At 74.6% G+C, this 20831-nt stretch carries 20 protein-coding genes; 11 read left to right on the plus strand and 9 right to left on the minus strand.

Annotated elements, in window-relative coordinates; all coding sequences use genetic code 11:
* Positions 1-22: 22 nt before the first annotated feature.
* Positions 23-703: a TetR/AcrR family transcriptional regulator gene (locus PH189_RS22200; RefSeq protein WP_274191005.1), complete on the minus strand. Its 681-nt coding sequence runs from the start codon at positions 701-703 to the stop codon at positions 23-25.
* An 81-nt stretch (positions 704-784) separates the two neighbouring features.
* Between PH189_RS22200 and PH189_RS22205 the strand changes: the two genes are divergently transcribed.
* The 9 genes from PH189_RS22205 (at position 785) to PH189_RS22245 (ending at position 11483) form a co-directional block, all read left to right on the plus strand.
* Complete coding sequence (locus PH189_RS22205) at positions 785-2011, plus strand: acyl-CoA dehydrogenase family protein (RefSeq protein WP_274191006.1); 1227 nt, start codon at positions 785-787, stop codon at positions 2009-2011.
* Positions 2008-2790: a TIGR03084 family metal-binding protein gene (locus PH189_RS22210; protein ID WP_274191007.1), complete on the plus strand. Its 783-nt coding sequence runs from the start codon at positions 2008-2010 to the stop codon at positions 2788-2790. Before PH189_RS22205 ends, PH189_RS22210 begins: the two co-directional genes overlap by 4 nt.
* Entirely contained in the window at positions 2787-4412 is a 1626-nt protein-coding gene (locus PH189_RS22215; protein ID WP_274191008.1) for an acyl-CoA carboxylase subunit beta, read from the plus strand. Before PH189_RS22210 ends, PH189_RS22215 begins: the two co-directional genes overlap by 4 nt.
* Before the next feature lie 82 nt (positions 4413-4494).
* Entirely contained in the window at positions 4495-6531 is a 2037-nt protein-coding gene (locus PH189_RS22220; RefSeq protein WP_274191009.1) for an acetyl/propionyl/methylcrotonyl-CoA carboxylase subunit alpha, read from the plus strand.
* Positions 6528-8282, plus strand: a complete 1755-nt coding sequence (locus PH189_RS22225) for an acyclic terpene utilization AtuA family protein (protein WP_274191010.1) — start codon at positions 6528-6530, stop codon at positions 8280-8282. Before PH189_RS22220 ends, PH189_RS22225 begins: the two co-directional genes overlap by 4 nt.
* Complete coding sequence (locus tag PH189_RS22230; protein ID WP_274191011.1) at positions 8279-9292, plus strand: TIGR03617 family F420-dependent LLM class oxidoreductase; 1014 nt, start codon at positions 8279-8281, stop codon at positions 9290-9292. The genes PH189_RS22225 and PH189_RS22230 overlap by 4 nt, the downstream gene beginning before the upstream one ends.
* A 93-nt stretch (positions 9293-9385) precedes the next feature.
* Complete coding sequence (locus PH189_RS22235; RefSeq protein WP_274191012.1) at positions 9386-10528, plus strand: acyl-CoA dehydrogenase family protein; 1143 nt, start codon at positions 9386-9388, stop codon at positions 10526-10528.
* A gap of 49 nt (positions 10529-10577) precedes the next feature.
* Complete coding sequence (locus tag PH189_RS22240; protein WP_274191013.1) at positions 10578-11060, plus strand: GNAT family N-acetyltransferase; 483 nt, start codon at positions 10578-10580, stop codon at positions 11058-11060.
* Positions 11061-11081: 21 nt separating this feature from the next.
* Positions 11082-11483: a hypothetical protein gene (locus PH189_RS22245; protein WP_274191014.1), complete on the plus strand. Its 402-nt coding sequence runs from the start codon at positions 11082-11084 to the stop codon at positions 11481-11483.
* Between the two features lie 6 nt (positions 11484-11489).
* Here the strand turns inward: PH189_RS22245 and PH189_RS22250 are convergent, their stop codons facing one another.
* The gene (locus PH189_RS22250; protein WP_274191015.1) at positions 11490-11723 is read right to left on the minus strand and encodes a hypothetical protein; all 234 of its coding nucleotides are present in this window, start codon (positions 11721-11723) and stop codon (positions 11490-11492) included.
* A 149-nt stretch (positions 11724-11872) separates the two neighbouring features.
* On the opposite strand from PH189_RS22250, the gene PH189_RS22255 reads away from it, so the two are divergent.
* Together PH189_RS22255 and PH189_RS22260 are read left to right on the plus strand one after the other, a co-directional pair.
* Positions 11873-13186, plus strand: a complete 1314-nt coding sequence (locus PH189_RS22255; protein ID WP_274191016.1) for an O-acetylhomoserine aminocarboxypropyltransferase/cysteine synthase family protein — start codon at positions 11873-11875, stop codon at positions 13184-13186.
* A complete protein-coding gene (locus tag PH189_RS22260) occupies positions 13183-13656 on the plus strand; it encodes a CoA-binding protein (RefSeq protein ID WP_274191017.1) in 474 nt (157 codons plus the stop codon). Before PH189_RS22255 ends, PH189_RS22260 begins: the two co-directional genes overlap by 4 nt.
* Here the strand turns inward: PH189_RS22260 and PH189_RS22265 are convergent, their stop codons facing one another.
* The 7 genes from PH189_RS22265 to PH189_RS22295 form a co-directional block, all read right to left on the minus strand.
* Complete coding sequence (locus PH189_RS22265; RefSeq protein WP_274191018.1) at positions 13657-14058, minus strand: hypothetical protein; 402 nt, start codon at positions 14056-14058, stop codon at positions 13657-13659.
* 57 nt (positions 14059-14115) lie between these two features.
* Positions 14116-15705 carry an Hsp70 family protein gene (locus tag PH189_RS22270; protein ID WP_274191019.1) on the minus strand — a complete coding sequence of 530 codons (1590 nt, stop codon included), beginning with the start codon at positions 15703-15705 and terminating at the stop codon, positions 14116-14118.
* Positions 15702-16091 (minus strand): hypothetical protein, encoded by a 390-nt coding sequence (locus tag PH189_RS22275; protein WP_274191020.1) that lies wholly within the window; start codon positions 16089-16091, stop codon positions 15702-15704. Before PH189_RS22275 ends, PH189_RS22270 begins: the two co-directional genes overlap by 4 nt.
* On the minus strand, positions 16088-17938 hold the full coding sequence (locus PH189_RS22280) for a dynamin family protein (RefSeq protein ID WP_274191021.1): 1851 nt from the start codon (positions 17936-17938) through the stop codon (positions 16088-16090). Before PH189_RS22280 ends, PH189_RS22275 begins: the two co-directional genes overlap by 4 nt.
* 88 nt (positions 17939-18026) lie before the next feature.
* Entirely contained in the window at positions 18027-18368 is a 342-nt protein-coding gene (locus PH189_RS22285) for a hypothetical protein (protein ID WP_274191022.1), read from the minus strand.
* A gap of 117 nt (positions 18369-18485) precedes the next feature.
* Entirely contained in the window at positions 18486-19322 is an 837-nt protein-coding gene (locus PH189_RS22290) for a serine/threonine-protein kinase (protein ID WP_274191023.1), read from the minus strand.
* Entirely contained in the window at positions 19319-20824 is a 1506-nt protein-coding gene (locus tag PH189_RS22295) for a dynamin family protein (protein WP_274191024.1), read from the minus strand. Before PH189_RS22295 ends, PH189_RS22290 begins: the two co-directional genes overlap by 4 nt.
* Between the last annotated feature and the right edge of the window lie 7 nt (positions 20825-20831).

The raw sequence follows: 20831 nt of genomic DNA on the forward strand, positions 1-20831 counted from the left end.
GGTCCCCCCGGGCACGGGCCGTTCAGCTCCCGACGACCTCCCGCGCGCACACCGCCGCCGGACCGTCCGGGTCCGCGGCCTCCGCGACGGCCGTCTCCGGCACGCCGAGCCCACGCAGGAGCGTGCGGCAGAACTCCGCGGCGACGGCCTCCGGCGCGAGGCGGCCCTGCGGGTCGAACCAGGTCCACATCCAGTGCAGCGAGCCGAACATCTGCAGGCTGCGCAGCCGGGCGTCGCCGGGGACGAACACCCCGGCCGCCTCGCCGTCGCGCAGGACACCGACGACGAGGTCGCGGTAGGCGTCGCGCTGGGCGCGGGCCGTCTCCATCCCGGGCTCGTCGGTGAGGCGGACGACCTCGCGCTGGAACGCGATGGTCGTCGCCGGGTCGTCGGTCTGGTAGCGCACACCGGCGTGGACGAACGCGGCGAGCCGGTGCTCCGGGCGGTCGAGCCGGGCGAGGAAGGCGCGCGCCTCGTCGAGCGCGCGGCGCATGTAGCGCTCCTGGACCTCGGCGAGCATGCGGTCCTTGGTGCCGAAGTGATGGACGATCGTCCCCTTGGACAGGCCCAGCTCCGACGCGACGTCGCCGAAGTTCGCGCGGTCGTACCCGCGCTCCGCGACGTGGCGGGTGAAGGTCACGAGGATCTCGTCCCGTCGCCCACCCCGCACGCGACCCGGGGCCACCGTCGCCGGCTCCGTCATGACGCCCCCTTGTGAACTGACCGCACGTACGGGCAGAGTAGCCCAGGTCACGTCGGCGTGGGGTGTCCGAGGAGGACGGCGATGAAGGCGTCCGCCGTGTCGCGCGAAGGGCACCGTCAGCCGGAGAGAGCGCGCGAAGGTGCCCTTCGGCCGGAATCCGTCTCCGCGCACGATGCGTGGTCGACCCCCGAGCGACGGGCGCTGCGCGAGCTCGTCGCCGACTTCACGACGCGCGAGATCGTCCCGAACCTCGAGCGCTGGGAGGACGAGGGCGCGCTGCCCCGGACCCTGCACGAGCGCGCCGGAGACCTCGGGCTGCTCGAGCTCGGCTTCCCGGAGGCCGCCGGCGGGGTCGGCGACCACCTCGACGCCTGTCTGGTCGCCGAGCAGCTGATCCTCTCCGGCGGGTCGAGCGGGGTCTGCGCGGGGCTGTTCACCCACGGCATCGGGGTCCCGCACATCGCTGCGGCCGGTGACGAGGAGCAGGTCGCGCGCCTCGTGCGGCCCGTCCTGGCCGGCCGCGCGATCGCGAGCCTCGGGATCACCGAGCCCGAGGCCGGCTCCGACGTCGCGGCGATCACGACCCGCGCCGAGCGCGACGGCGACGACTACGTCGTGACCGGCGCGAAGACGTTCATCACCTCGGGGACGCGGGCGGACTTCGTCACCACGGCCGTGCGCACCGGCGGGCCGGGGCACCGCGGGATCTCGCTGCTGGTGATCGAGACCGACCGGCCCGGGGTGTCCCGCTCGCGGCTGCGCAAGATGGGCTGGCACTGCAGCGACACCGCCGAGCTGCGCTTCGACGGCGTGCGCGTGCCGGCGGCGAACCTCGTCGGCGCCGAGGGCACCGGCTTCCGGCAGATCATGGTCAATTTCGCCGCCGAGCGACTGTCGATGGCCGTACAGGCGTACGCCACTGCGCAGCGCTGCGTGGACCTGACGATCGCGTGGGTCCGCTCGCGGCACACCTTCGGGTCGGCGCTGGCGCAGCGCCAGGTCGTGCGTCACCAGGTCGCCGAGATGGCGCGCGAGACCGCCGTCGCGCGCACGTACGTCCGGGACGTGCTGGCGCGCTGGCAGGCCGGAGCCGACGTCGTCACCGATCTGGCGATGGCCAAGAACACCGCGGTCGCGGCGTGCGACGCCGTCGTCGACCGCGCGGTCCAGCTGCACGGAGGGATGGGCTACATGCACGGCGTGGAGGTCGAGCGCCACTACCGGGACGCGCGGATCCTCGGCATCGGCGGCGGCACGACCGAGATCATGAACGAGGTCGTGGCGGGCCGGTTGGGGCTGGACGCGTGAGCGGGCCCTCGGTGGAGGACCTGCTCGCCGACCTCGACGACGAGCGCGCGGCGGTGATGGCACTGGTGCGCGGGCTCCCGCCGGCGTGGTGGACGCTGCCCACCCGCGCCGAGCCCTGGACCGTGCGCGACCAGGTCGCCCACCTCGGCTGGTTCGACGCGGCGTTCGCCCGCGCGATCTCGACGCCCGCGGAGTTCGAGGCCGAGCGCGACGCGATCACCGACCTCGAGGGCTTCGTCGACGCCGCGAACGCCGCGGTGCCCGAGTCCGGTCCGGCGGCGCTGACGTGGTGGCAGGACGCGGCGCGGGCGTTCGACGCGTCGGCGCGCGCGTGCGACCCGTCGACCCGGCTGCCGTGGTACGGACCGCCGATGTCGCTCCGGTCGGCGATCACCAGCCGGATCATGGAGACCTGGGCGCACGGCAGCGACGTCGCCGAGGCCCTGGGGACCCGTCTCCCGCGCACCGACCGCCTGCGCCACGTCGCCGACATCGCGGTGCGGGCGCGGGCGCAGGGGTACCGGGTGCGGGGTCTCGAGATCCCCGCGACGCCGGTGCGCGTGGAGCTGACCGGGCCGTCGGGCGAGGTGTGGCGATGGGGCGAGCCCCACGTGAGTGAAGCCATCACCGGAGACGCCGAGGAGTTCTGCCTCGTGCTGATCCGTCGCCGCCACGTCGACGACACCGGCCTCGTGGTCACGGGCGATCTCGCGCGGGAGTGGATGGAGATCGGCCAGGCGTTCGCCGGGACGCCGGGGAAGGACCCGGTGCGGGCATGAGCGCTCCCGAGATCTCGCCGAGCGCCGTGCTCGGATCGCGCCTCGACCCGTCGTCGGCGGAGTTCGCGGCGGACCGCGAGGCGATGCTCGCCGCGCTGGCCGGGGTCGACGAGGTGGCCGCGACGGTGCTCGCCGCCGGCGGGGCGAAGTACGTCGACCGCCACCACGGGCGCGGCCGGCTCACGGCGCGCGAGCGCGTCGACCTCCTCCTGGACCCGGATGCGGCCTTCCTCGAGATCGGCGCGCTCGCGGGGGCGCACGAGCCGGAGCTGACCACCCCGGGCGCCGGCCTCGTCGTCGGGATCGGGGCGGTGAGCGGCGTCGAGTGCCTGGTCGTCGCCAACGAGCCGACGGTGAAGGGCGGCTCGATCACGCCGATCGGGGTGACCAAGCAGCTGCGCGGCCTCGGGATCGCCGAGCGCAACCGGCTGCCGGTGGTGGCGCTCGTCGAGTCGGGCGGCGCCGACCTCCCGCGGCAGGCCGACCTGTTCGTCCCGGGCGGGCGCACGTTCCGCGAGATGACGCGACTCTCGGCGCAGGGCATCCCGACGATCGCGCTGGTCTTCGGCTCGTCGACCGCCGGCGGCGCCTACATGCCGGGGATGAGCGAGTACACGGTGTTCGTCCGCGGGCAGGCGACGGTCTACCTCGGCGGGCCGCCGTTGGTGAAGATGGCGATCAACGAGGACGTCGACGACGAGACCCTCGGCGGCGCGGAGATGCACGCCCGCGAGTCCGGGCTCGCCGACCACCTCGCCGCCGACGAGCGCGACGCGCTGCGGATCGGGCGCCGGATCGTCGCCGACCTCGGCTGGCGTCGCGGCGGACCCGGTCCGTCCCTGCCCGCCGACCCCCCGCGGTACCCGGCCGAGGAACTGCTCGCGTGCGCCGCGTCGGACCCGAAGCGCTCGGTCGAGGTGCGCGACGTCCTCGCCCGCGTCCTCGACGGCTCGCGCTTCGACGAGCACAAGCCGCTCTACGGGACGACGCTCGTCTGCGGCTGGGGATCGATCGGCGGCTTCCCGGTCGGCGTGCTCGCGAACAACGGGATCCTGTTCTCCGAGGAGTCGCAGAAGGGCGCGCAGTTCGTCCAGCTCGCCAACGCGCGGTCGATCCCGCTGCTGTTCGTCCAGAACATCACGGGGTTCATGGTCGGGTCGGCCTACGAGCGCGGCGGGATCATCAAGGACGGCGCGAAGCTGATCAACGCGGTGTCGAACTCCGAGGTCCCGCACCTGACGCTCATGGTCGGCGCGTCCTACGGCGCGGGGAACTACGGCATGTCCGGGCGCGCCTACGACCCGCGCTTCGTCTTCACCTGGCCCAACCACCGCATCGCGGTCATGGGCGGCACGCAGCTCGCCGGGGTCATGTCGATGGTGCAGCGCCGGTCGGCCGAGCGGGCCGGGCGTCCCTACGACGAGGACACCGACCGCGCGACCCGGAAGGCGATCGAGGACGGCGTCGAGGCCCAGTCCAACGCGCTCTACGCCTCCGGGCGGATGTGGGACGACGGGGTCATCGACCCCCGCGACACCCGCACGGTCCTGGGCCTCGCCCTCTCGGCCGTCCACTCGGCCCCCATCGCCGGCGCGACCCGCTTCGCGCCGTTCCGGATGTGAGCGGGGTGGCGGGCCTCGCATGCAAGCCCTGCGTCCTCGCTTGCACTCAACGCCAGGAAATCCACATCCTCGAGGTGCGCCGGTGATCAGCACGCTGCTCGTGGCCAACCGCGGGGAGATCGCGCGCCGGGTGATCCGGGGTGCCCGGACGCTCGGCATCCGCACGGTCGCGATCTACTCCGAGCCCGACACCGACGCTCCCCACGTCGCCGAGGCCGACCGCGCCGTCGCGCTACGGGGCTCGACCGCGACGGAGACCTACCTCGACGTCGACCAGGTCCTCGCCGCGGCACGGGCGACGAGCGCCGACGCCGTACACCCCGGCTACGGGTTCCTGTCGGAGAACGCCGCGTTCGCCCGCGCGTGCGCCGACGCCGGGCTGACGTGGGTGGGCCCGGACCCGGCGTCGATCGAGGCCATGGGCGTCAAGCACACCGCCAAGGCCCTGGCGCGCGAGGCCGGCGTGCCGACCCTGCCCGACGTCCTGCTCGAGACCGACGACCCCGACGACTGGGCGCGCGCCGCCGAGGGCGTCGGGTTCCCGCTACTGGTCAAGGCGTCCGCCGGCGGTGGCGGCAGCGGGATGCGCGAGGTCCGGGCCGCGGCGGAGTTGGTCGACGCCGTCCGCTCCGCCCGCGCCGAGGCCGCGCGCAGCTTCGGCGACGACACGGTGTTCCTCGAGCGCCTGCTCGACGCGCCCCGGCACATCGAGGTCCAGGTCGTCGGCGACGCGCACGGCCATGTCGTGCACCTCGGCGAGCGCGAGTGCTCGATCCAGCGTCGGCACCAGAAGGTCGTCGAGGAGGCGCCGTCGCCCGTCGTGTCGCCGGAGCTGCGCGAGCGGATGGGTGCCACGGCCGTCGCGCTCGCGGAGAAGCTCGGCTACGTCGGCGTCGGGACGGTGGAGTTCCTCGTCGACGACGTGGGGGATTTCCTGACGTCTGACGTCAGCATGGACCCCAGGCTGACAGACCCCGGCTACTACTTCCTCGAGATGAACACGCGGCTGCAGGTGGAGCACCCGGTCACCGAGGAGGTCTACGGCGTCGATCTGGTCGCGCTCCAGCTCGCCGTCGCCGACGGGGAGCCGCTGCCGTTCACCCAGGACGACGTGCGGGCCCGGGGACACGCGGTCGAGGTCCGGCTGTACGCCGAGGATCCCGCCCAGGACGACCGTCCGAGCCCCGGCACGCTGCACCGCTACCGTCACACTTCTTCTGGCGACGACCAGACCCTCCGCTGGGAGGACGCGCTCGGCGCGACCGGCGAGATCAGCGCCTTCTACGACCCGATGATCGCCAAGGTCATCGCCCACGCCCCGACCCGGGCCGCGGCCGCGCGGCGGCTCGCCGCCGGTCTCGCGCAGGCGGAGATCCACGGGCCGCCGACCAACCGCGACCTGCTCGTCGCCGTCCTGCGCGACGCCGACTTCCTGGCCGGCGCCACGCGCACCGACTTCCTCGACCGCCACCCCCACCTGCGTACCCCGGCGCCCGCGACCCCGCCCGTCGTGCACCTCGCCGCCGCCGTCGCCTGCACGAGCGCGGCGCGCCGAGAGCACGACCCCCGCGCCCACCTCGCCCCGCCCGGCTGGCGCACCCTGCGGGGCGCGCCCCGCCCGACCGTGCACTGGGCCGGACCGGACGGCGAGGTGGCGGTGAGGACCACGATCCGCCCGGACGCGATCGCGCTGGACGTCGACGGCGTGGAACACACGCTCGGCCTGCGAGACCTCACCGTCACCGGCGTCCGCCTCACCCACGACGGCGTCGAGTACCGCTGCCGGGTCGCTCAGCACCAGGGCCCCACCGGTGTGACCGCGTATGTCGACGACACCGAGGGCCACGGCGCCTGGCGGGAGCTGCCGCGCCTGCCCGCCCCGGACGCCGCCGCGGGCGGGGCAGGACCGGTCAGCGAGGTCCCGGGCACGGTCGTGGAGGTCCTCGTCCGCGAGGGCGAGCACGTCGTCGCCGGCCAGAAGCTCGTCGTCCTCGAGGCCATGAAGATGGAGCACCCCGCACTCGCCGCCACCGACGGCGTCGTCGAGACCGTGCACGTCGCGGTCGGGCAGTACGTCGAAGCGCACGCCACGCTCATCACGCTGGGGGTCCCGGGATGATCGCGATCGCGAACGTTTCCGGCTTCTACGGCGACCGGCTCGCCGCGGCCCGTGAGATCGTCGACGCCCACAGGGAGGGCCGCGTCCATGTCGACGTCCTCACCGGCGACTGGCTCGCCGAGCTGACGATGGGGCTGCTCGCCAAGCAGCGCGAGCGCGGCGCCGGGGGCTGGGCGACGACGTTCGTGCGCCAGATGCGCGACGTCCTCGCCGACTGCCTCGACGCCGGCATCGTCGTCGTCGCCAACGCGGGCGGGCTCGACCCGGCCGGGTGCGCCGCGGAGATCGCCGTGATCGACGAGCGCGCGAGAGTGGCCTGGGTGGGCGGGGACGACGTCACCGAGCAGGTGCGCGCGCTGCCGCCCGAGCGCACGGCGCACCTCGACACCGGCGAGCCACTGCCGGACTCGCCGGTCGTCGCCAACGCCTACCTCGGGTGCCGCGGGATCGTCGCTGCGCTCGAGGCCGGCGCGAACGTCGTCGTCACGGGGCGGGTGACCGACGCGGCCGTCGTCCTCGGGCCCGCGGCGTGGCACCACGGGTGGGGTGTCGACGACCTCGACGCGCTCGCCGGCGCCGTCGCCGCCGGGCACGTCATCGAGTGCGGCGCCCAGGCCACCGGCGGGAACTTCTCCTTCGCCGCGGAGCTCGACGGCACCGAGCACGTCGGCCTGCCCGTCGCCGAGATCGCCGCCGACGGGTCCGCGGTGATCACCAAGGCCGCCGGGACGGGCGGCGCGGTGACCGTCGAGACCGTCACCGCCCAGCTGCTCTACGAGGTCGACGGCCCGCGCTATCTGACCCCGGACGTCGTCGCGCGCCTCGACACGATCACCCTGACCCAGGAGGGCCCCGACCGCGTCCGTCTCGCCGGCACCCGCGGCGAACCGCCGCCCGACACCGTCAAGGTCGGCGCCGTCGTGCCCGCCGGGTGGCACAACGAGGTGACGTTCGTCCTCACCGGCCTCGACGTCGAGGCGAAGGCCGAGCACGCGCTCGCGGCCCTCTGGGCCGGGGTGCCGGGGGGTCGCAAGGCCTACGACCGCGTCGAGACCCGTCTGCTGCGCGCCGACCGGCCCGACCCGGCACGCATGACCGAGGCGGTCGCCCTGCTCACCGTGGCGGTCGCGGGGTCCAAGGAGGCCGTCGGGCGGCTGTCCCGGGCGGCCGTCGAGACCGCGCTCGCGGGCTACCCCGGATTCTTCGCCACGGCCCCGCCCGGTCCCGGCAGCGCCGCGAGCGTCTTCTGGCCGATCCTCCTGCCGGCCGCCGACCTGCCGCAGCTCGTCGGCCTCGGCGACCGGACCTGGGCCGTGCCGCCGCCCAGCGCCGATCGGACGAGCACCGGCGACCGGATGCGCGCCGACCCCGAGAACGAACGGCGCTTTCGCGGGTTCGGAAGCAGCGAGAGCGCCGTTCGTTCTGAACCCCTCGGGCGACTCGTCGGCGCGCGCTCGGGCGACAAGGGCGGCAACGCGACGCTCGGGCTGTGGGCGCGGGACGACGCGAGCTACGCGTGGCTGCGCGGCTGGTGGGACGACGAGCACGTCGCCGACCTGCTCGGCGAGGACGCCGCGGGGTGCGCGCTGCGGCGGTGGGAGTTCCCGCTGCTCCGGGCGGTCGGCGTCACCGTCGTCGGCTTCCTCGGGCGCGGGGTGGCCGACAACCTCGCCCTCGACGCCCAGGCCAAGGGTCTCGGAGAGTTCGTCCGGGCCCGCCACGTGGACATCCCTGAGGAGCTGCTGCGATGAAGGTCGACGCCACCGTGGTCACCGGCGGGCTGGGCGACTTCGCCGACGACGCCGTCACCGCGGAGAAGGCCGGGTACGACGCGGTCTGGGCCTCGGAGACCCAGCACGACCCCGCGGTCATGATCACTCTGGCCGCCACCCGTACCGAGACGGTCACCCTCGGCACCGCGATCACGGTGGCGTTCGCCCGGACCCCGATGACGACGGCGATGACCGCCAACGACCTGCACCTCGTTACCGGCGGGCGGTACGCGCTGGGGCTCGGGACGCAGATCAAGCCGCACGTCACCAAGCGGTTCTCGATGCCGTGGTCGGAGCCCGCGCGCCGGATGCACGAGTACATCCGCGCCGTCCGCGCGATCTGGGACGCCTGGGCCACCGGCGAGCGGCTGGACTTCCGCGGCGACTTCTACACGCACACGCTGATGACGCCGTTCTTCTCGCCCGGGCCCAACGCGTTCGGCAACCCGCCGATCCACCTGGCCGGCGTCGGCCCGCGGATGACGGCGGTGGCGGGCGAGGTCGCCGACGGCTTCATGGCGCACGCGTTCTCCACCGAGCGCTACCTGCACGAGGTGACGCTGCCGGCCCTGCACCAGGGCTTCGAGAAGGCTGGGCGCGACGGCAGCGGCTTCGAGTTCTCCGCGACCGCACTGATCGCCACCGGCAACACCGAGGAGGAGTTCGAGGAGTCGATCCGCGACGTCCGCCGCCAGGTCGCGTTCTACGGCTCGACCCCGGCGTACCACCCGGTGCTCGAGCTGCACGGCTGGGGCGATCTCGCCCGCGAGCTCAACACGCTCTCGAAGCGCGGCGAGTGGGAGGCGATGGGCGACGCGGTGGACGACGAGGTCCTGCACACCATCGCGATCGTCGCCGAGCCCGACGAGGTCGGGCCCGCCCTCGAGCGGCGCTTCGGCGGCGTCGCCCAACGGATCCCGCTCTACGCGCCGCGGGGGTCGCAGACGGACCGCTGGGGTCCGGCCCTCGCCTACCTCCAGCAGCGATGACCACCCCTCGGGCTCCTGCGCCCCGGCGCAGGCGAGCAACAGGGACGATCCACGGGGCTGCCCTGCGGCAGCGTGTCCAGGAGGAGGCCTGAGATGGTCGCGTTCACCGAGGAGCACCAGGCGTTCCGCAAGACGGTGCGGACGTTCGTCGAGCGGGAGATCGACCCGTACGTCGACGGGTGGGAGCGCGACGGGCGGATGCCGACGCACGAGCTGTTCGCGAAGCTCGGCGACCTCGGCTTCCTGGGCCTCGAGTACGACCCCGCGTACGGCGGCGGGGGCGCGGACCACCTGTTCGCGGTGGTGCTCGCCGAGGAGATCGGGCGCTGCGACGCCGCCGGCGTGGGCATGGCGATCGCCGTGCAGACCGACATGGCGACCCCGTCGCTGCACCGCTTCGGCTCCGAGGAGCTGAAGCAGCGCTATCTCGTCCCGGCGATCCGCGGCGAGATGGTCAGCGCGATCGCGGTGACCGAGCCCGACGCCGGCTCCGACGTCGCCGGCCTCAAGACCCGCGCGATCCGCGACGGCGAACAGTGGGTGATCCACGGATCGAAGCTCTACATCACCAACGGGGTCGAGGCCGACTGGCTCTGCCTGCTCGCCCGCACCTCCGACGAGGGCGGCGCGCGCGGCATCAGCCAGATCGTCGTCCCGACGGCCACGCCGGGCGTGAGCGTGTCCCGCAAGCTCGACAAGCTCGGCAACCGCTGCTCGGACACCGCGGAGCTGGCGTTCGACGGGGCGCGCGTCCCGGTCGACCACACCATCGGCGAGGTCGGGCGCGGCTTCCAGCAGCAGATGTCGCAGTTCCAGAACGAGCGGATGGTCGCCTGCTACGGACGGGTCGGCGCGTGCGAGCGGGCGCTGGACCGCACCGCCGCCTACCTGCGGCAGCGCGAGGCGTTCGGCGGGCCGTTGATCAAGAACCAGTACCTGAGCTACCAGCTCGCCGAGCTCTACGCCCGCCTCGACATGTGCCGGCACTACAACTACGCCTGCGCCGAGGCCTACATGCGCGGCGAGGACACCTCGCGCTTCGCGACGATCGCCAAGCTCGCAATCGGCCGGCTGTGCGAGGACGTCGCCCGCACGTGCCTGCAGTACCACGGGGGCCTGGGCTACATGGAGGAGACGTGGACCGCGCGCTTCCTGCGCGACATGCGGATCACGTCGATCGGCGGCGGCGCCGACGAGGTCATGCTCCAGGTCATCGCGAAGATGCACGGCATGTGAGACCCCTCCGTGAGTGAAGTTCGGGGCTACAGGCCCCAGGATCGCTCACATGGGGATCGAGGTCGTGCCGCTGAGCGTCGAGCAGGCGGTGACGCTGCTGACGGAACCGGAGGAGTTCGCCGGGCGCTTCGGGCTCACCCTGGTCGACGGTTTCCTCGCGTTCCCCGAGGCGCTCGAGCCGACCGTCGAGGCGCTCGAGGGCGGGATCGCGCCCGCGTGGTTCGCGCACCTGATCGTCGAGGGCACGCAGGTCGTGGGCCTCGGCGGCTACACGGGGCCGCCGGTGGACGGCGTCATCGAGATCGGCTACTCGGTCGCGCCCTCGTGCCAGGGACGGGGGATCGCGACCGCGGCCGTCGGCCAGTGGCTCGACCGTGCCGTGCGGGCCGGGGTGCGGCGCGTCGTCGCCCACACCCTGCCCGCGGAGAACGCCTCGAGTGCGGTGCTGCGCCGCAACGGCTTCGTCCGCGACGGCATCACCGTCGACCCGGACGAGGGCACCGTGTGGCGCTGGGCCTGGCACCCGGGCTGATCCCCACTACGGTGGCCGACCGTGACCCCGCCCACCCCCGTGCAGCGCTCCTTCCAGCTGTGGATCGCCGCGGTCGTCGTCGGCGTCGTCGGCAGCGCCCTCTCGCTCGCGACCGCCACGACCGCACCGAGCCCCCTCGCCGCGACCGGCGGCCTCGTGGGCGTCGTCATCGGTCTGCTCTTCCTCGGCGTCGTGGTCTACCTCGCCCTGCGGCTGCGGGCGGGCGACCACTGGGCCCGCCTGGCCCTGACGATCCTGGGCGGCATCTCCGCGGTCTTCACCGTGCTCGGCGTGCTGCTCACCGCAGGCCTCGGGGTGAGCATCGGCGTCGTGTCGACGATCGTCAGCCTCGTCCAGGCCGCCCTGATCGTCGCCGCGATCCTCTTCGCCTTCCAGGGCCCGGCCAACGCCTACTTCCGCTGACGGCCGTCAGACGTGGTCGACCGTCGACGTGCCCTGCGACGCGGAGGCGCAGTGGGCGCAGCAGAAGAACTGCCCGTCGACCTGGTGGCCGTGTCCGAGGATCGTGACGCCGCAGTGCTCGCAGCGCGGGGCCATCGTGTGGATGGCGCACTCGAAGCTGTCGAAGGTGTGCGTCACGCCCTGAGCGCGCACCTCGAAGGCCATCTCGTAGTCGTTCCCGCAGGTCTCGCAGACGGCCATGACGGTCCTCCTCGCGTCGTGCGGCGGCGCGGGCGCGCCGACCGGGGCCGACGGATGCCCGACGGGCCCGCTCGAGAACCCGCGGGACGTGAGCACCACGGCCCACCTCCAGCCCGGCCGTCGCGGGCCCGCTGCGGTAGAACGGCGGGGTGGCCACCGACCGTCCCTGGGGATTCCGCACGCGCGCGGTGCACGCGGGCGCCGTGCCCGACGCCGCGACCGGCGCCCGCGCCGTGCCCATCTACCAGTCGACGAGCTTCGTCTTCGACGACACCGCCGACGCCGCGAACCTGTTCGCGCTGCAGAAGTACGGCAACATCTACAGCCGCATCGCGAACCCGACGGTCGCCGCGCTCGAGGAGCGCCTGGCCAGCCTCGAGGGCGCGCTCGGCGCGGTGGCCACCAGCTCGGGGCAGGCCGCGGAGTTCCTGACGTTCGCGACGCTCGCGGGCGCCGGCGACCACATCGTCGCCGCGGCCGCGCTGTACGGCGGCACGGTCACCCAGCTCGACGTGACGCTGCGCCGCTTCGGCGTCGACACGACGTTCGTGCCCGGCGACGACCCCGACGCGTTCCGCGCGGCGATCACCGACCGCACCCGCTGCGTGTTCGCGGAGATCGTCGCGAACCCGTCCGGCGAGGTCACCGACGTCGCCGCCCTCGCCGAGGTCGCCCACGAGCGCGGCCTGCCGCTGATCATCGACGCCACCATGGCCACGCCGTACCTGTGCCGGCCCATGGAACACGGGGCCGACATCGTCATCCACTCGGCGACGAAGTTCCTCGGCGGCCACGGCACCACCCTCGGCGGGGTGATCCTCGAGTCGGGGCGCTTCGACTGGGGCAACGGCCACTTCCCGCAGATGACCGACCCGATCCCGTCCTACGGCGGGTTGACGTGGTGGGGCAACTTCCAGGAGTACGGCTTCCTCACCAAGATCCGCTCTGAGCAGCTGCGCGACGTCGGCGCCACCCTGAGCGCGCACTCGGCCTTCCTGCTGCTGCAGGGCATCGAGACGCTGCCCCAGCGCATGGACTGCCACGTCGCCAACGCGCAGCGGGTCGCGGAGTGGCTGGAGGCCGACGAGCGGGTGGCGTGGGTCAGCTACGCCGGGCTGCCGGGCCACCCTCACCACGAGCGCGCGAAGCACTACCTCCCGCAGGGCCCGGGCGCGGTGTTCAGCTTCGGGGTCCGCGGCGCCGACGAGGATGCCGCGCGCGCCGCGGGCCGGCGGTTCATCGAGTCGGTGCAGCTCTGCAGCCACCTCGCGAACATCGGCGACGCCCGCACGCTCGTGCTGCACCCGGCGTCGACCACCCACCAGCAGCTGACCGCCGACCAGCTGCGCGAGGGCGGCGTCCGGCCGGACCTCATCCGCATCAGCGTCGGGATCGAGGACGCCGACGACATCCTGTGGGACCTCGACCAGGCGCTGACGGAAGCGACGAAGGAGGGCGCGTGAGCACCTGGACCCCACCCACCGCCCAGGAGCGCCAGGCGATCCTGCGCCGGACCCACAGCGTCGCGATGGTCGGGGCCTCGCCGAACCCGGCGCGCGCCTCGAACTTCGTCGCGACCTACCTCCTCGGCTCCACCGGCTTCGACGTCTACTTCGTCAACCCGAACGCGAGCGAGGTCCTGGGCCGGCCGGTGTACCCGTCGCTGGACGCGCTGCCGGTGACGCCCGACCTCGTCGACGTCTTCCGCCGGCCCGAGGACCTGCCCGACGTCCTCGACGCGACGATCGCGGCCGGGTCCTCGACGTTCTGGACGCAGTTCGGGCTCTACGACGAGGAGCTGGCCGAGCGCGGCGTCGAGGCGGGCCTGACCGTCGTCATGGACCGCTGCCTCAAGGTCGAGCACGCCCGCTTCCACGGAGGGCTGCACCTCGCAGGCTTCGACACCGGGGTGATCAGCGCCCGCAAGCGCTGATCAGCGCCGGGCGTGCGCCGAGCCGCCCGTGAACGACCAGGCGGCGACGACCACGGCGCCGACGGTCAGGACCATCGCGCCGGGGACGTGCACGGAGATCGGGCCGTTGCTGCCGAGGTAGGCCTGCACGAAGGTCAGCGCGAACACGACCAGGGCGAGCACCCCGGGCCACAGCGGCGCCCCGCCCCGCCACACCAGCCCCGCGACGATCATGGTGAGCCCGGACAGGACGTGCAGCACGATCGCGCCGGTGGCGTGGGTGTCCGCCGACTGGGACCCCTCCACCAGCGGACCGGCGGTGACGAACTGCCACAGCAGCGCCAGGACGGTGAGCGACGCGACGACGCGCAGCGCGGTGAGCAGGGCGGGCGTCGTGGCACGGCCGGTCGCGGTGTGGGACATGCGGTCCTCCGTGGTGGTGGGGGTGCGCCTACTCGACCACGTGGGGCGCGCTCGCGCTCACCACGCGGCGAGACGCTCCGCGACACCGTCCAGCCGGGTGAGGCACCGACCCAGCGCGCCGAGCTCGCCGCGCCCCTCCCGCAGGACCTGCAGCGCGATCTCGGGCGGCAGACCCGGGAACGGGCTGAAGCGCGTGCCGATCGCGGCGCCCACGCCGTCGAGGGCCACGAGGAGCGGCCGGCGGGCCGCGGCCGCCGTCCGGCCCGCCCGGATGGTCGGGGCGGAGGCGCCGACGAGGTCGGCCACCCCGGCCGCCTCGGCGATCGCCGCGATCTCGCGGGCGATCTCGCGGGCGGCGGCGTCGTCGGGGGACGGTGAGGTCGGGGCCGCGTGCCGGCCACCGTCGGTCGGCCCGCTCGCCGGGCGCGGGACCCTCGCGGTGGCCTCGGCCGGCGCGGGCGGGACGGGGAAGCCCGACGGGGTCAGCGGCGGGGTGGGCGCGGCGGGGGGCTGGGCGGGCCGGGGCGGGCGGTGCGAGGGGAGCCGGACGTGCATCGTGGCGCTCACCGATCCGGGGACGGTGGCGAGCGCCCCCAGCGCGACGACGGCCTTGGGGTCGTCGCGCATCCCGGGGACGTGCCCGAGCAGGTCGGCCAGCAGCGCACTGATCCGCGGGGTCCGGCTCGTGCTCCCGGTGAGGTAGACGTCGACGAGCGCGTCCGGCGTGGTCCCGGCACGGGCGATCGTGTCGGTCAGCTCCTCGACGCTGCGGGCGAGCAGGGGCTCGACGGCGCGCTCGTACTCGCGGCGCGTCACACGCACCTCGTCGTCGTAGCCCGGCACCCACAGGTTGACCGCGGGCAGCCGCGAGAGCGCTTCCTTGGCCTGCGTGACGTCGCGGCGCAGCAGCGTGCGGTGCCGCTCGGCGACCCGGCCGGTGGCCTCCCACAGCTCGTTCCAGGCGTCGGGGTCGAGCGCCTCGGCGTGCTCGGCGAGTATCTCCATGAAGGTCGCGTCGAGGTCCTCGCCCCCCAGCGCGACGTCGCCGCCCGGTGAGCCGGCCAGCTCGAAGCCGTCGCGGCGGCGGCGCAGGACGGCGGTGTCGAAGGTGCCGCCGCCGAAGTCGTAGACGCCGATCATCCCGCCGTCGGGTACCGGGTCGCCGCTGCGGACGTAGTGGTGCGCGGCCGCCACGGGCTCCGCGACGAGGTCGGGCTCGCCGAGCCCGGCGCGCTCGGCGGCCTCGGTGAGCCGGCGCAGCTCCGGGCCGCCCGCCTGCCAGCGCGCCGGGTGGGTGAGCAGGACGCGCCCGGGCCGCCGGCCGGAGAACCGGCGCGTGGCCTCGCCCGCCACCCGGGCGAGCACGGCCGCGACGAGGTCGACGGTGGCGATCGTGCGCCCTCCGAGCAGCACCTGCTCGGAGGCGACCAGCGCCCGCTTCGGCACGCGCTCGGTGCGCTCGGGGGCCATCACCGCCTCGTTGACCGCGTCGCGGCCGACCAGGATCGTGCCGTCCTCGTCGACGCACACCAACGACGGGACGTACTTCGAGCCGTCGATCTCGAGGACCTCGGTGCGCCCGCCGGCGAGTGTCGCGGTGGTGGTGAACGAGGTCCCGAAGTCGATCGCGAGGTCCCAGCCGTTCACACCCAGCCGCCGTCGTCGTGCGGCGCGGGGTCGTGGACCGCCGGGTCGTCCCCGGGGTCGCCGGGGTCGTGCGCGGAGTGCTCGTCCACCACGCCGTCGGCGGGGTCGTCGGCCGGGTCGTCGGCCGGGTCGTCGGGGGACCCGGTCGTGGGGTCGACCTCGCCGTCCCCGTCGTCGGGGGGGACGTCACCCACCACGACGGCGAGCATGTGCTCCCAGACGGCGTCGGGCAGCTCGCCGTCGTCGACCGCCAGCGACGCGGTCAGCAGGCTGTGGTCGTCGGACGAGAGCACGGTGTCCGGGTCGGTGTCGGGATAGCGCGACATGTCCAGCCACGCGCCCGGACCTCCGGCGTCCTGCTGGCCCCCCTCCTGCGACACGGTCACGACGACTCCTCTCGATCGGCGGGCAGCCGCGTTGCGAGCTGCTCGGCGGTCTCCCTCAGCGCGTTGCGGCGGCGCAGGCGGGCCTCGACCTCGGCCTTGCGGCGGGCCACGGCGCTCTTCTCGCTCGCCAGGTTCTTCTCGTGCTCGGCGAGGCTCACGGTGAGCCGTTCCTTCTCCGCTGTCAGCGCCTCGGTGATCTGGCGCCCCAGCACCTCGCGGGCCCCGGCCACCGCCTGCGAGACGACCGGCGGGATCTCGTTGTTCAGCCGGGTGGCGACCTCGCCGAGGTAGCGGCGGGCGTCCTCGCGGCTGCGGGCGCCGCGCTCCTTGCTCCACCGTCGCCAGCTGAAGAAGCCGACGGCGCCGACCCCGGCCAGGATGCCGATCGGCGGCGCGACCACGAGGGCCACGAGGTGCCCGAGGCCCATGCCGAGCCCCGCGGCCATGATCCCCTGCTCGGCGAAGCTCGTGCTGCCCGCGCCGCGGGCCGCCTCGGGCAGCTGGGCGAGGCGCTCGGGGGCGTCCGGCACCACCCCGGCGAGGTCGAGCTCGACGCCCTCGAGGTCGGCGAGCAGGGCCTGCCCGAGCGCGGTGAGCTCGCGGCGCAGCAATGTGTCGAGCTCGATCCACAGCGCCTGCGCCCGCGGCGGGAGGTCGGTGCCGACCTCGTCGAAGATCTTGTTGTTGCCGACGGCGATGCGGTCGCCGACCTCCTTGCGCAGGTCCTCGAGGCGCCGGTTGAGCTCGGTGCGCATCCGCTGCTCGAGGCGGGCCGAGCGCTCCGCGAGCGTCTGGCGCCACGTCGCGTTCTGACCCTGCAGCGCCGTGAGCGCCGCCTTCTCGCGCTTGACCAGCTCGGCGAACTCCGGGCTCGGCGAGAGCGACAGCGCCCGCCGGACCTGCAGGGCGGACAGACGCTTCACCGTCGCCGTCGCCTGGTGCAGGAGGTTCGCGAGCCGCAGGCCGTCGGCACCCTCGGCGAGGCCCGCGAGGTGCTCCGAGAGCGGGTCGATCCCGCTGGCGACGCGCTCCTGCGCCGCCTCCTCGAGCTCGCCGTCGGCCTCGGCGGCGAGGGCGTCGGCGACGGCGCGGCTCGAGACCCCGAACCAGGGGGCGTCGGCGTAGCGGGGCGCGTGGTGGGCGATGAGCTCGACGTCCCGGGCGCGCACCGCCTCCCAGGACGGGAACTGGTCGATCTTGGTGATGGCGAAGACGACGGTCGCGATGCGCTCGGTGGCGCGCTCGAGGAAGGCGAGCTCGGAGGCGGTGATCTCGCTCGAACCGTCGAGGACGAACACCAGCGCGTCGGCGCGGTTCAGCGTCGCGAGGGTCAGCGCGGCGTGGCCGGCGACGAGGCCGCCGACCCCGGGGGTGTCGATGAGCTCGAGGCCACCCTCGAGCAGCGGGGCGGGCACGCGGACCTGGACCTGGCTGACGTCCTCGTGCTCCGGGGCGCGGGCGCCGGGGTCGAGCGCGGCGTACTCGGCGATCGCGTCGAGCCCCACCTCGCGCCCCTCGGGGCCGCCGCCGAGCACGACGGTCGCGCCGTCCGGGCCGTGGCTCACGACGATGTGCACGCAGGTGGCGACGTCGGCGTCGACGGGCAGCAGGCCCGGGCGCCCGATCAGCGCGTTGATGAGCGAGCTCTTGCCGCGCTTCTTCTCCCCGACGACGACCACCGCGGCGTTCCCGGCCTGCACGCGGGCGACGTCGGCGTCGAGCGCCTCGGCGGCGCCGGGCTCGTCGTCCTCGACCGCGGTGGCGCGGACGTCGGCCACCAGCGCGAGGACCTCGTCGGTCAGCGGGTGGCGGCCCCGCGTCGTCGTCGCGGGAGGCTGGAGGGTCATCGGGGATCTCCGGAGCTGGTCGGCCAGGCGTGGCGGGGCCCGTCGAGGGTCTCCGTCCTGGCTGTCGTGGCGGCCGTGGCCGTGCGGCTCAGAAGCCGGCGGGGTCGTGGGCGGTGGTGTCGGCCGTGCCGTCGCGGTCGGTGTCGACGGCCGCGGTGTCGAAGTCGCCGTCGCCGTCGGTGTCCACGACCATCGTGTCGTAGTAGCCGTCGCCGTCGGTGTCCACGACCCCGGTCTCGAACGTCCCGTTGTGGTCGGTGTCGGTGACCGTCGTGTCGAGGACGCCGTCGCCGTCGGTGTCGCTCGAGACCGCGTCGACGTTGCCGGCGGCGTCGGTCTCGTAGGTGCCGATCATGGTGCCGGAGGCGTCGTACACGCCGCCGTCGGCGCTGAAGTACATGTCGCCGGAGGCCCCGGTCGTCCCGCTCATCGTGTCCGCCCTCGCCCTGTGGCCCGCCGCTGTGGCGGACCGCTCGTGCCTGTGACGGTGCGGACCCGCCCGGATGTTCCGGCGGCGCCCACCTTTTTCGGGAGCCTTTCTCCGGGCCTACCCGAGCGCGGAGCGGGCCGCGGCGGCGAGCGTGCCGACGGTGGCGGTGCGCTCGGCCGGCGTCTTGGCCAGCGCGCCCGCGATGACCGCGTCGAACCCGGACGGGACGCCCGGGCGCTGCTCCGACGGCCGCGGGATCGGGCTCTCCAGGTGCCCCCGCATCCGCTCGGGCAGGCTCCGGCCGGGGTAGGGCCGGGCGCCGGTGAGGCAGGTGAAGAGCACGCAGCCGAGGGCGTAGACGTCCTCGCGGTGGTCGGTGGCGCCGCCGCGGAAGCGCTCGGGCGCCGTGTGGTCGAGCGAGAGCCCGTTGCGCGACACGAGCCCGAAGTCGCCGACACGGACCTCGGCCTCGGAGACGTCGGTGAACAGCACGTTCGACGGTTTGACGTTGCGGTGCGCGAGTCCGCGCGCGTGGGCGGCGGCCAGGGCGGCCGCGACCTGCTCGACGACGGCCACGGCCCGCTCCGGGGTGAGGACCTCCTCGCGGGCCAGCACCGCGCCCAGGTCGGGACCGGCCAGCAGGGGCGTCGCGACGAAGAGGCGGCCGCCGGCCTCGCCGTGGTCGAGCACCGGCAGGACGTGGGGCTCGCGCAGCGTGCGGACGGTGCTGCAGGCCCGGTCGAAGCGGGCGCGGAACTCCCGCTCGGCGCCGTCGGGGGCGAGGAGCTTGAGGGCGACGACGCGGTCGCGGGCGGTGTCGTGCGCGCGCACCACCTCGCCGGAGCGGCCCCGGTGGAGGACGTCGGACAGTACGTAGGACCCGAGGGCGGACCGCGGAGGGCCGGCACGGGGCGGCACGCCCACGACGACCTCCTCCCGCGACCCGGCGATCACCGGCTCTCCGTTCGAGCCTGCCAGGTCGGGCCCTGCGATGGGCCGGCGAACAGGATGTGCTCGCACATCTCGCGGGCGGTGCGGACGTGGCGCTGCAGCACCCGCGACGGGCGGGCCTCGAGCGCGCGCCACGCCGGGATCTGGGCGGTGGCCGCGGCGACCACGGCCTCGCGGTCGGCGCCGGGGTCGAGCCCGAGGCGCCGGGCGTCGTCGCTGCCGGTGGCGAGGTCGCGCAGGCGGGCGAGGTGCTCGTCGGCGAGGCGCATCCGCCCGGCCTCGAGGTCGACGAGCGCGGCGGCCAGGTCCACCTGGCGCAGGGCGGGCTCGAGGCGCAGACGGTCGAGCTCGGACTGCAGGGTGAACAGGCTGCGGCGGTCGACCTCGTCGGTGGCGTCCCAGCCGAGGTGCTCGAGGGCCGCGATGCCCGCGCTGGCCCGCAGCCGGTCGGCGCCCGCGACGAACACGGTGTCGATGCGCTCGAGCACCGTCTCGATCCCCGAGCGCCGCGCGAACCCCTCGAGCAGCGCCGGCGTCGCGCGCCGGCCCTCGTCGAGCAGCTCGAGACCGACCCGGATGCCGTGCAGGCCGAGCAGCTCGAGGAGCCGCTCGCGGTCCCCGACGTCCACCGGGGCGTCGTCCCAGCCGCGGAAGCGCTGCACCGTGCGCAGCGCACGGGTGGTCCGCCCGCGGTCGCCGTCGGCGAGGGACCGCAGGAGCCGGGCGTCGGCCTCGCCGAAGTCCGGCCCGCGGGCGGTCTCGGCGAGCAGCCCGGCCACCGGGACGACGTCGGAGAGCACCGCGCGGAGCTCGCGGGCGTAGCGCTGCGCCACCCGGTGGGCGGTCGGCCAGGGGTCGTCCTCCCCGGACAGCGTGTCGATGCGGCTGAGGACGCCGATCATGTTCGCCGCGCCGAGGCGCAGGCCGCCGGTCCAGCCGCGCACCGCGTCGATCGCCTCGACGTCGCGCTCGCCGGGGTGGGGCATGAGGTAGACGACGGCGTCGGCGTCGCCGAGGGCCCCCAGCGAGTCCGGATCGAGTCGGCTCAGCGAGTCCGTGCCGGGGGTGTCGACGATCGTGTGGCGGCTCAGCGCCTCGTTGGGCGTCTCGACGGTGAGGTGGGCGATCCCGGCGACGTCGGCGCCCCGATCGGCGACCGTCGCGCCGACGCCGCCCCCGGGCGCGAGCGGCAGCAGCCGGTCGGTGCCGTCGCGGTGGTGCACGCGCAGGCGTGCCTGGTGCGAGTGCCGGAACCACGTGACGAGCCGCGTCGTCTCGGTGGCGCCGGTGGCCGCGAGCCGCTCCTGGAGCAGGGCGTTGACCAGCGTCGACTTCCCCGCGTTCATCCGGCCACCGACGGCCACGCGGATGCTCGGCTCCCCGAGGCGCGCCACGAGCCCGTCGAGGCGGTCGCGCAGCTCGGGGGTGCGCAGCCGGTCGCGGGTGCGGGTGCAGACCGCGATGAGGCGGGAGGTGACCGGACCGACGGGCCCTGACTCGGTCATGGAGTAC

Source organism: Actinomycetospora chibensis, from assembly GCF_028737215.1.
Taxonomy (GTDB): Bacteria; Actinomycetota; Actinomycetes; order Mycobacteriales; family Pseudonocardiaceae; genus Actinomycetospora; species Actinomycetospora chibensis.

Excerpts from the sequence above, each read along its gene's own strand:
- PH189_RS22235 (WP_274191012.1), top strand. The coding sequence starts at position 9,386 with ATGGTCGCGTTCACCGAGGAGCACCAGGCGTTCCGCAAGACGGTGCGG.
- PH189_RS22215 (WP_274191008.1), top strand. The coding sequence starts at position 2,787 with ATGAGCGCTCCCGAGATCTCGCCGAGCGCCGTGCTCGGATCGCGCCTC.
- PH189_RS22240 (WP_274191013.1), top strand. The coding sequence starts at position 10,578 with ATGGGGATCGAGGTCGTGCCGCTGAGCGTCGAGCAGGCGGTGACGCTG.
- PH189_RS22285 (WP_274191022.1), bottom strand. The coding sequence starts at position 18,368 with ATGAGCGGGACGACCGGGGCCTCCGGCGACATGTACTTCAGCGCCGAC.
- PH189_RS22250 (WP_274191015.1), bottom strand. The coding sequence starts at position 11,723 with ATGGCCGTCTGCGAGACCTGCGGGAACGACTACGAGATGGCCTTCGAG.
- PH189_RS22205 (WP_274191006.1), top strand. The coding sequence starts at position 785 with ATGAAGGCGTCCGCCGTGTCGCGCGAAGGGCACCGTCAGCCGGAGAGA.
- PH189_RS22225 (WP_274191010.1), top strand. The coding sequence starts at position 6,528 with ATGATCGCGATCGCGAACGTTTCCGGCTTCTACGGCGACCGGCTCGCC.
- PH189_RS22230 (WP_274191011.1), top strand. The coding sequence starts at position 8,279 with ATGAAGGTCGACGCCACCGTGGTCACCGGCGGGCTGGGCGACTTCGCC.
- PH189_RS22280 (WP_274191021.1), bottom strand. The coding sequence starts at position 17,938 with ATGACCCTCCAGCCTCCCGCGACGACGACGCGGGGCCGCCACCCGCTG.
- PH189_RS22200 (WP_274191005.1), bottom strand. The coding sequence starts at position 703 with ATGACGGAGCCGGCGACGGTGGCCCCGGGTCGCGTGCGGGGTGGGCGA.
- PH189_RS22295 (WP_274191024.1), bottom strand. The coding sequence starts at position 20,824 with ATGACCGAGTCAGGGCCCGTCGGTCCGGTCACCTCCCGCCTCATCGCG.
- PH189_RS22265 (WP_274191018.1), bottom strand. The coding sequence starts at position 14,058 with ATGTCCCACACCGCGACCGGCCGTGCCACGACGCCCGCCCTGCTCACC.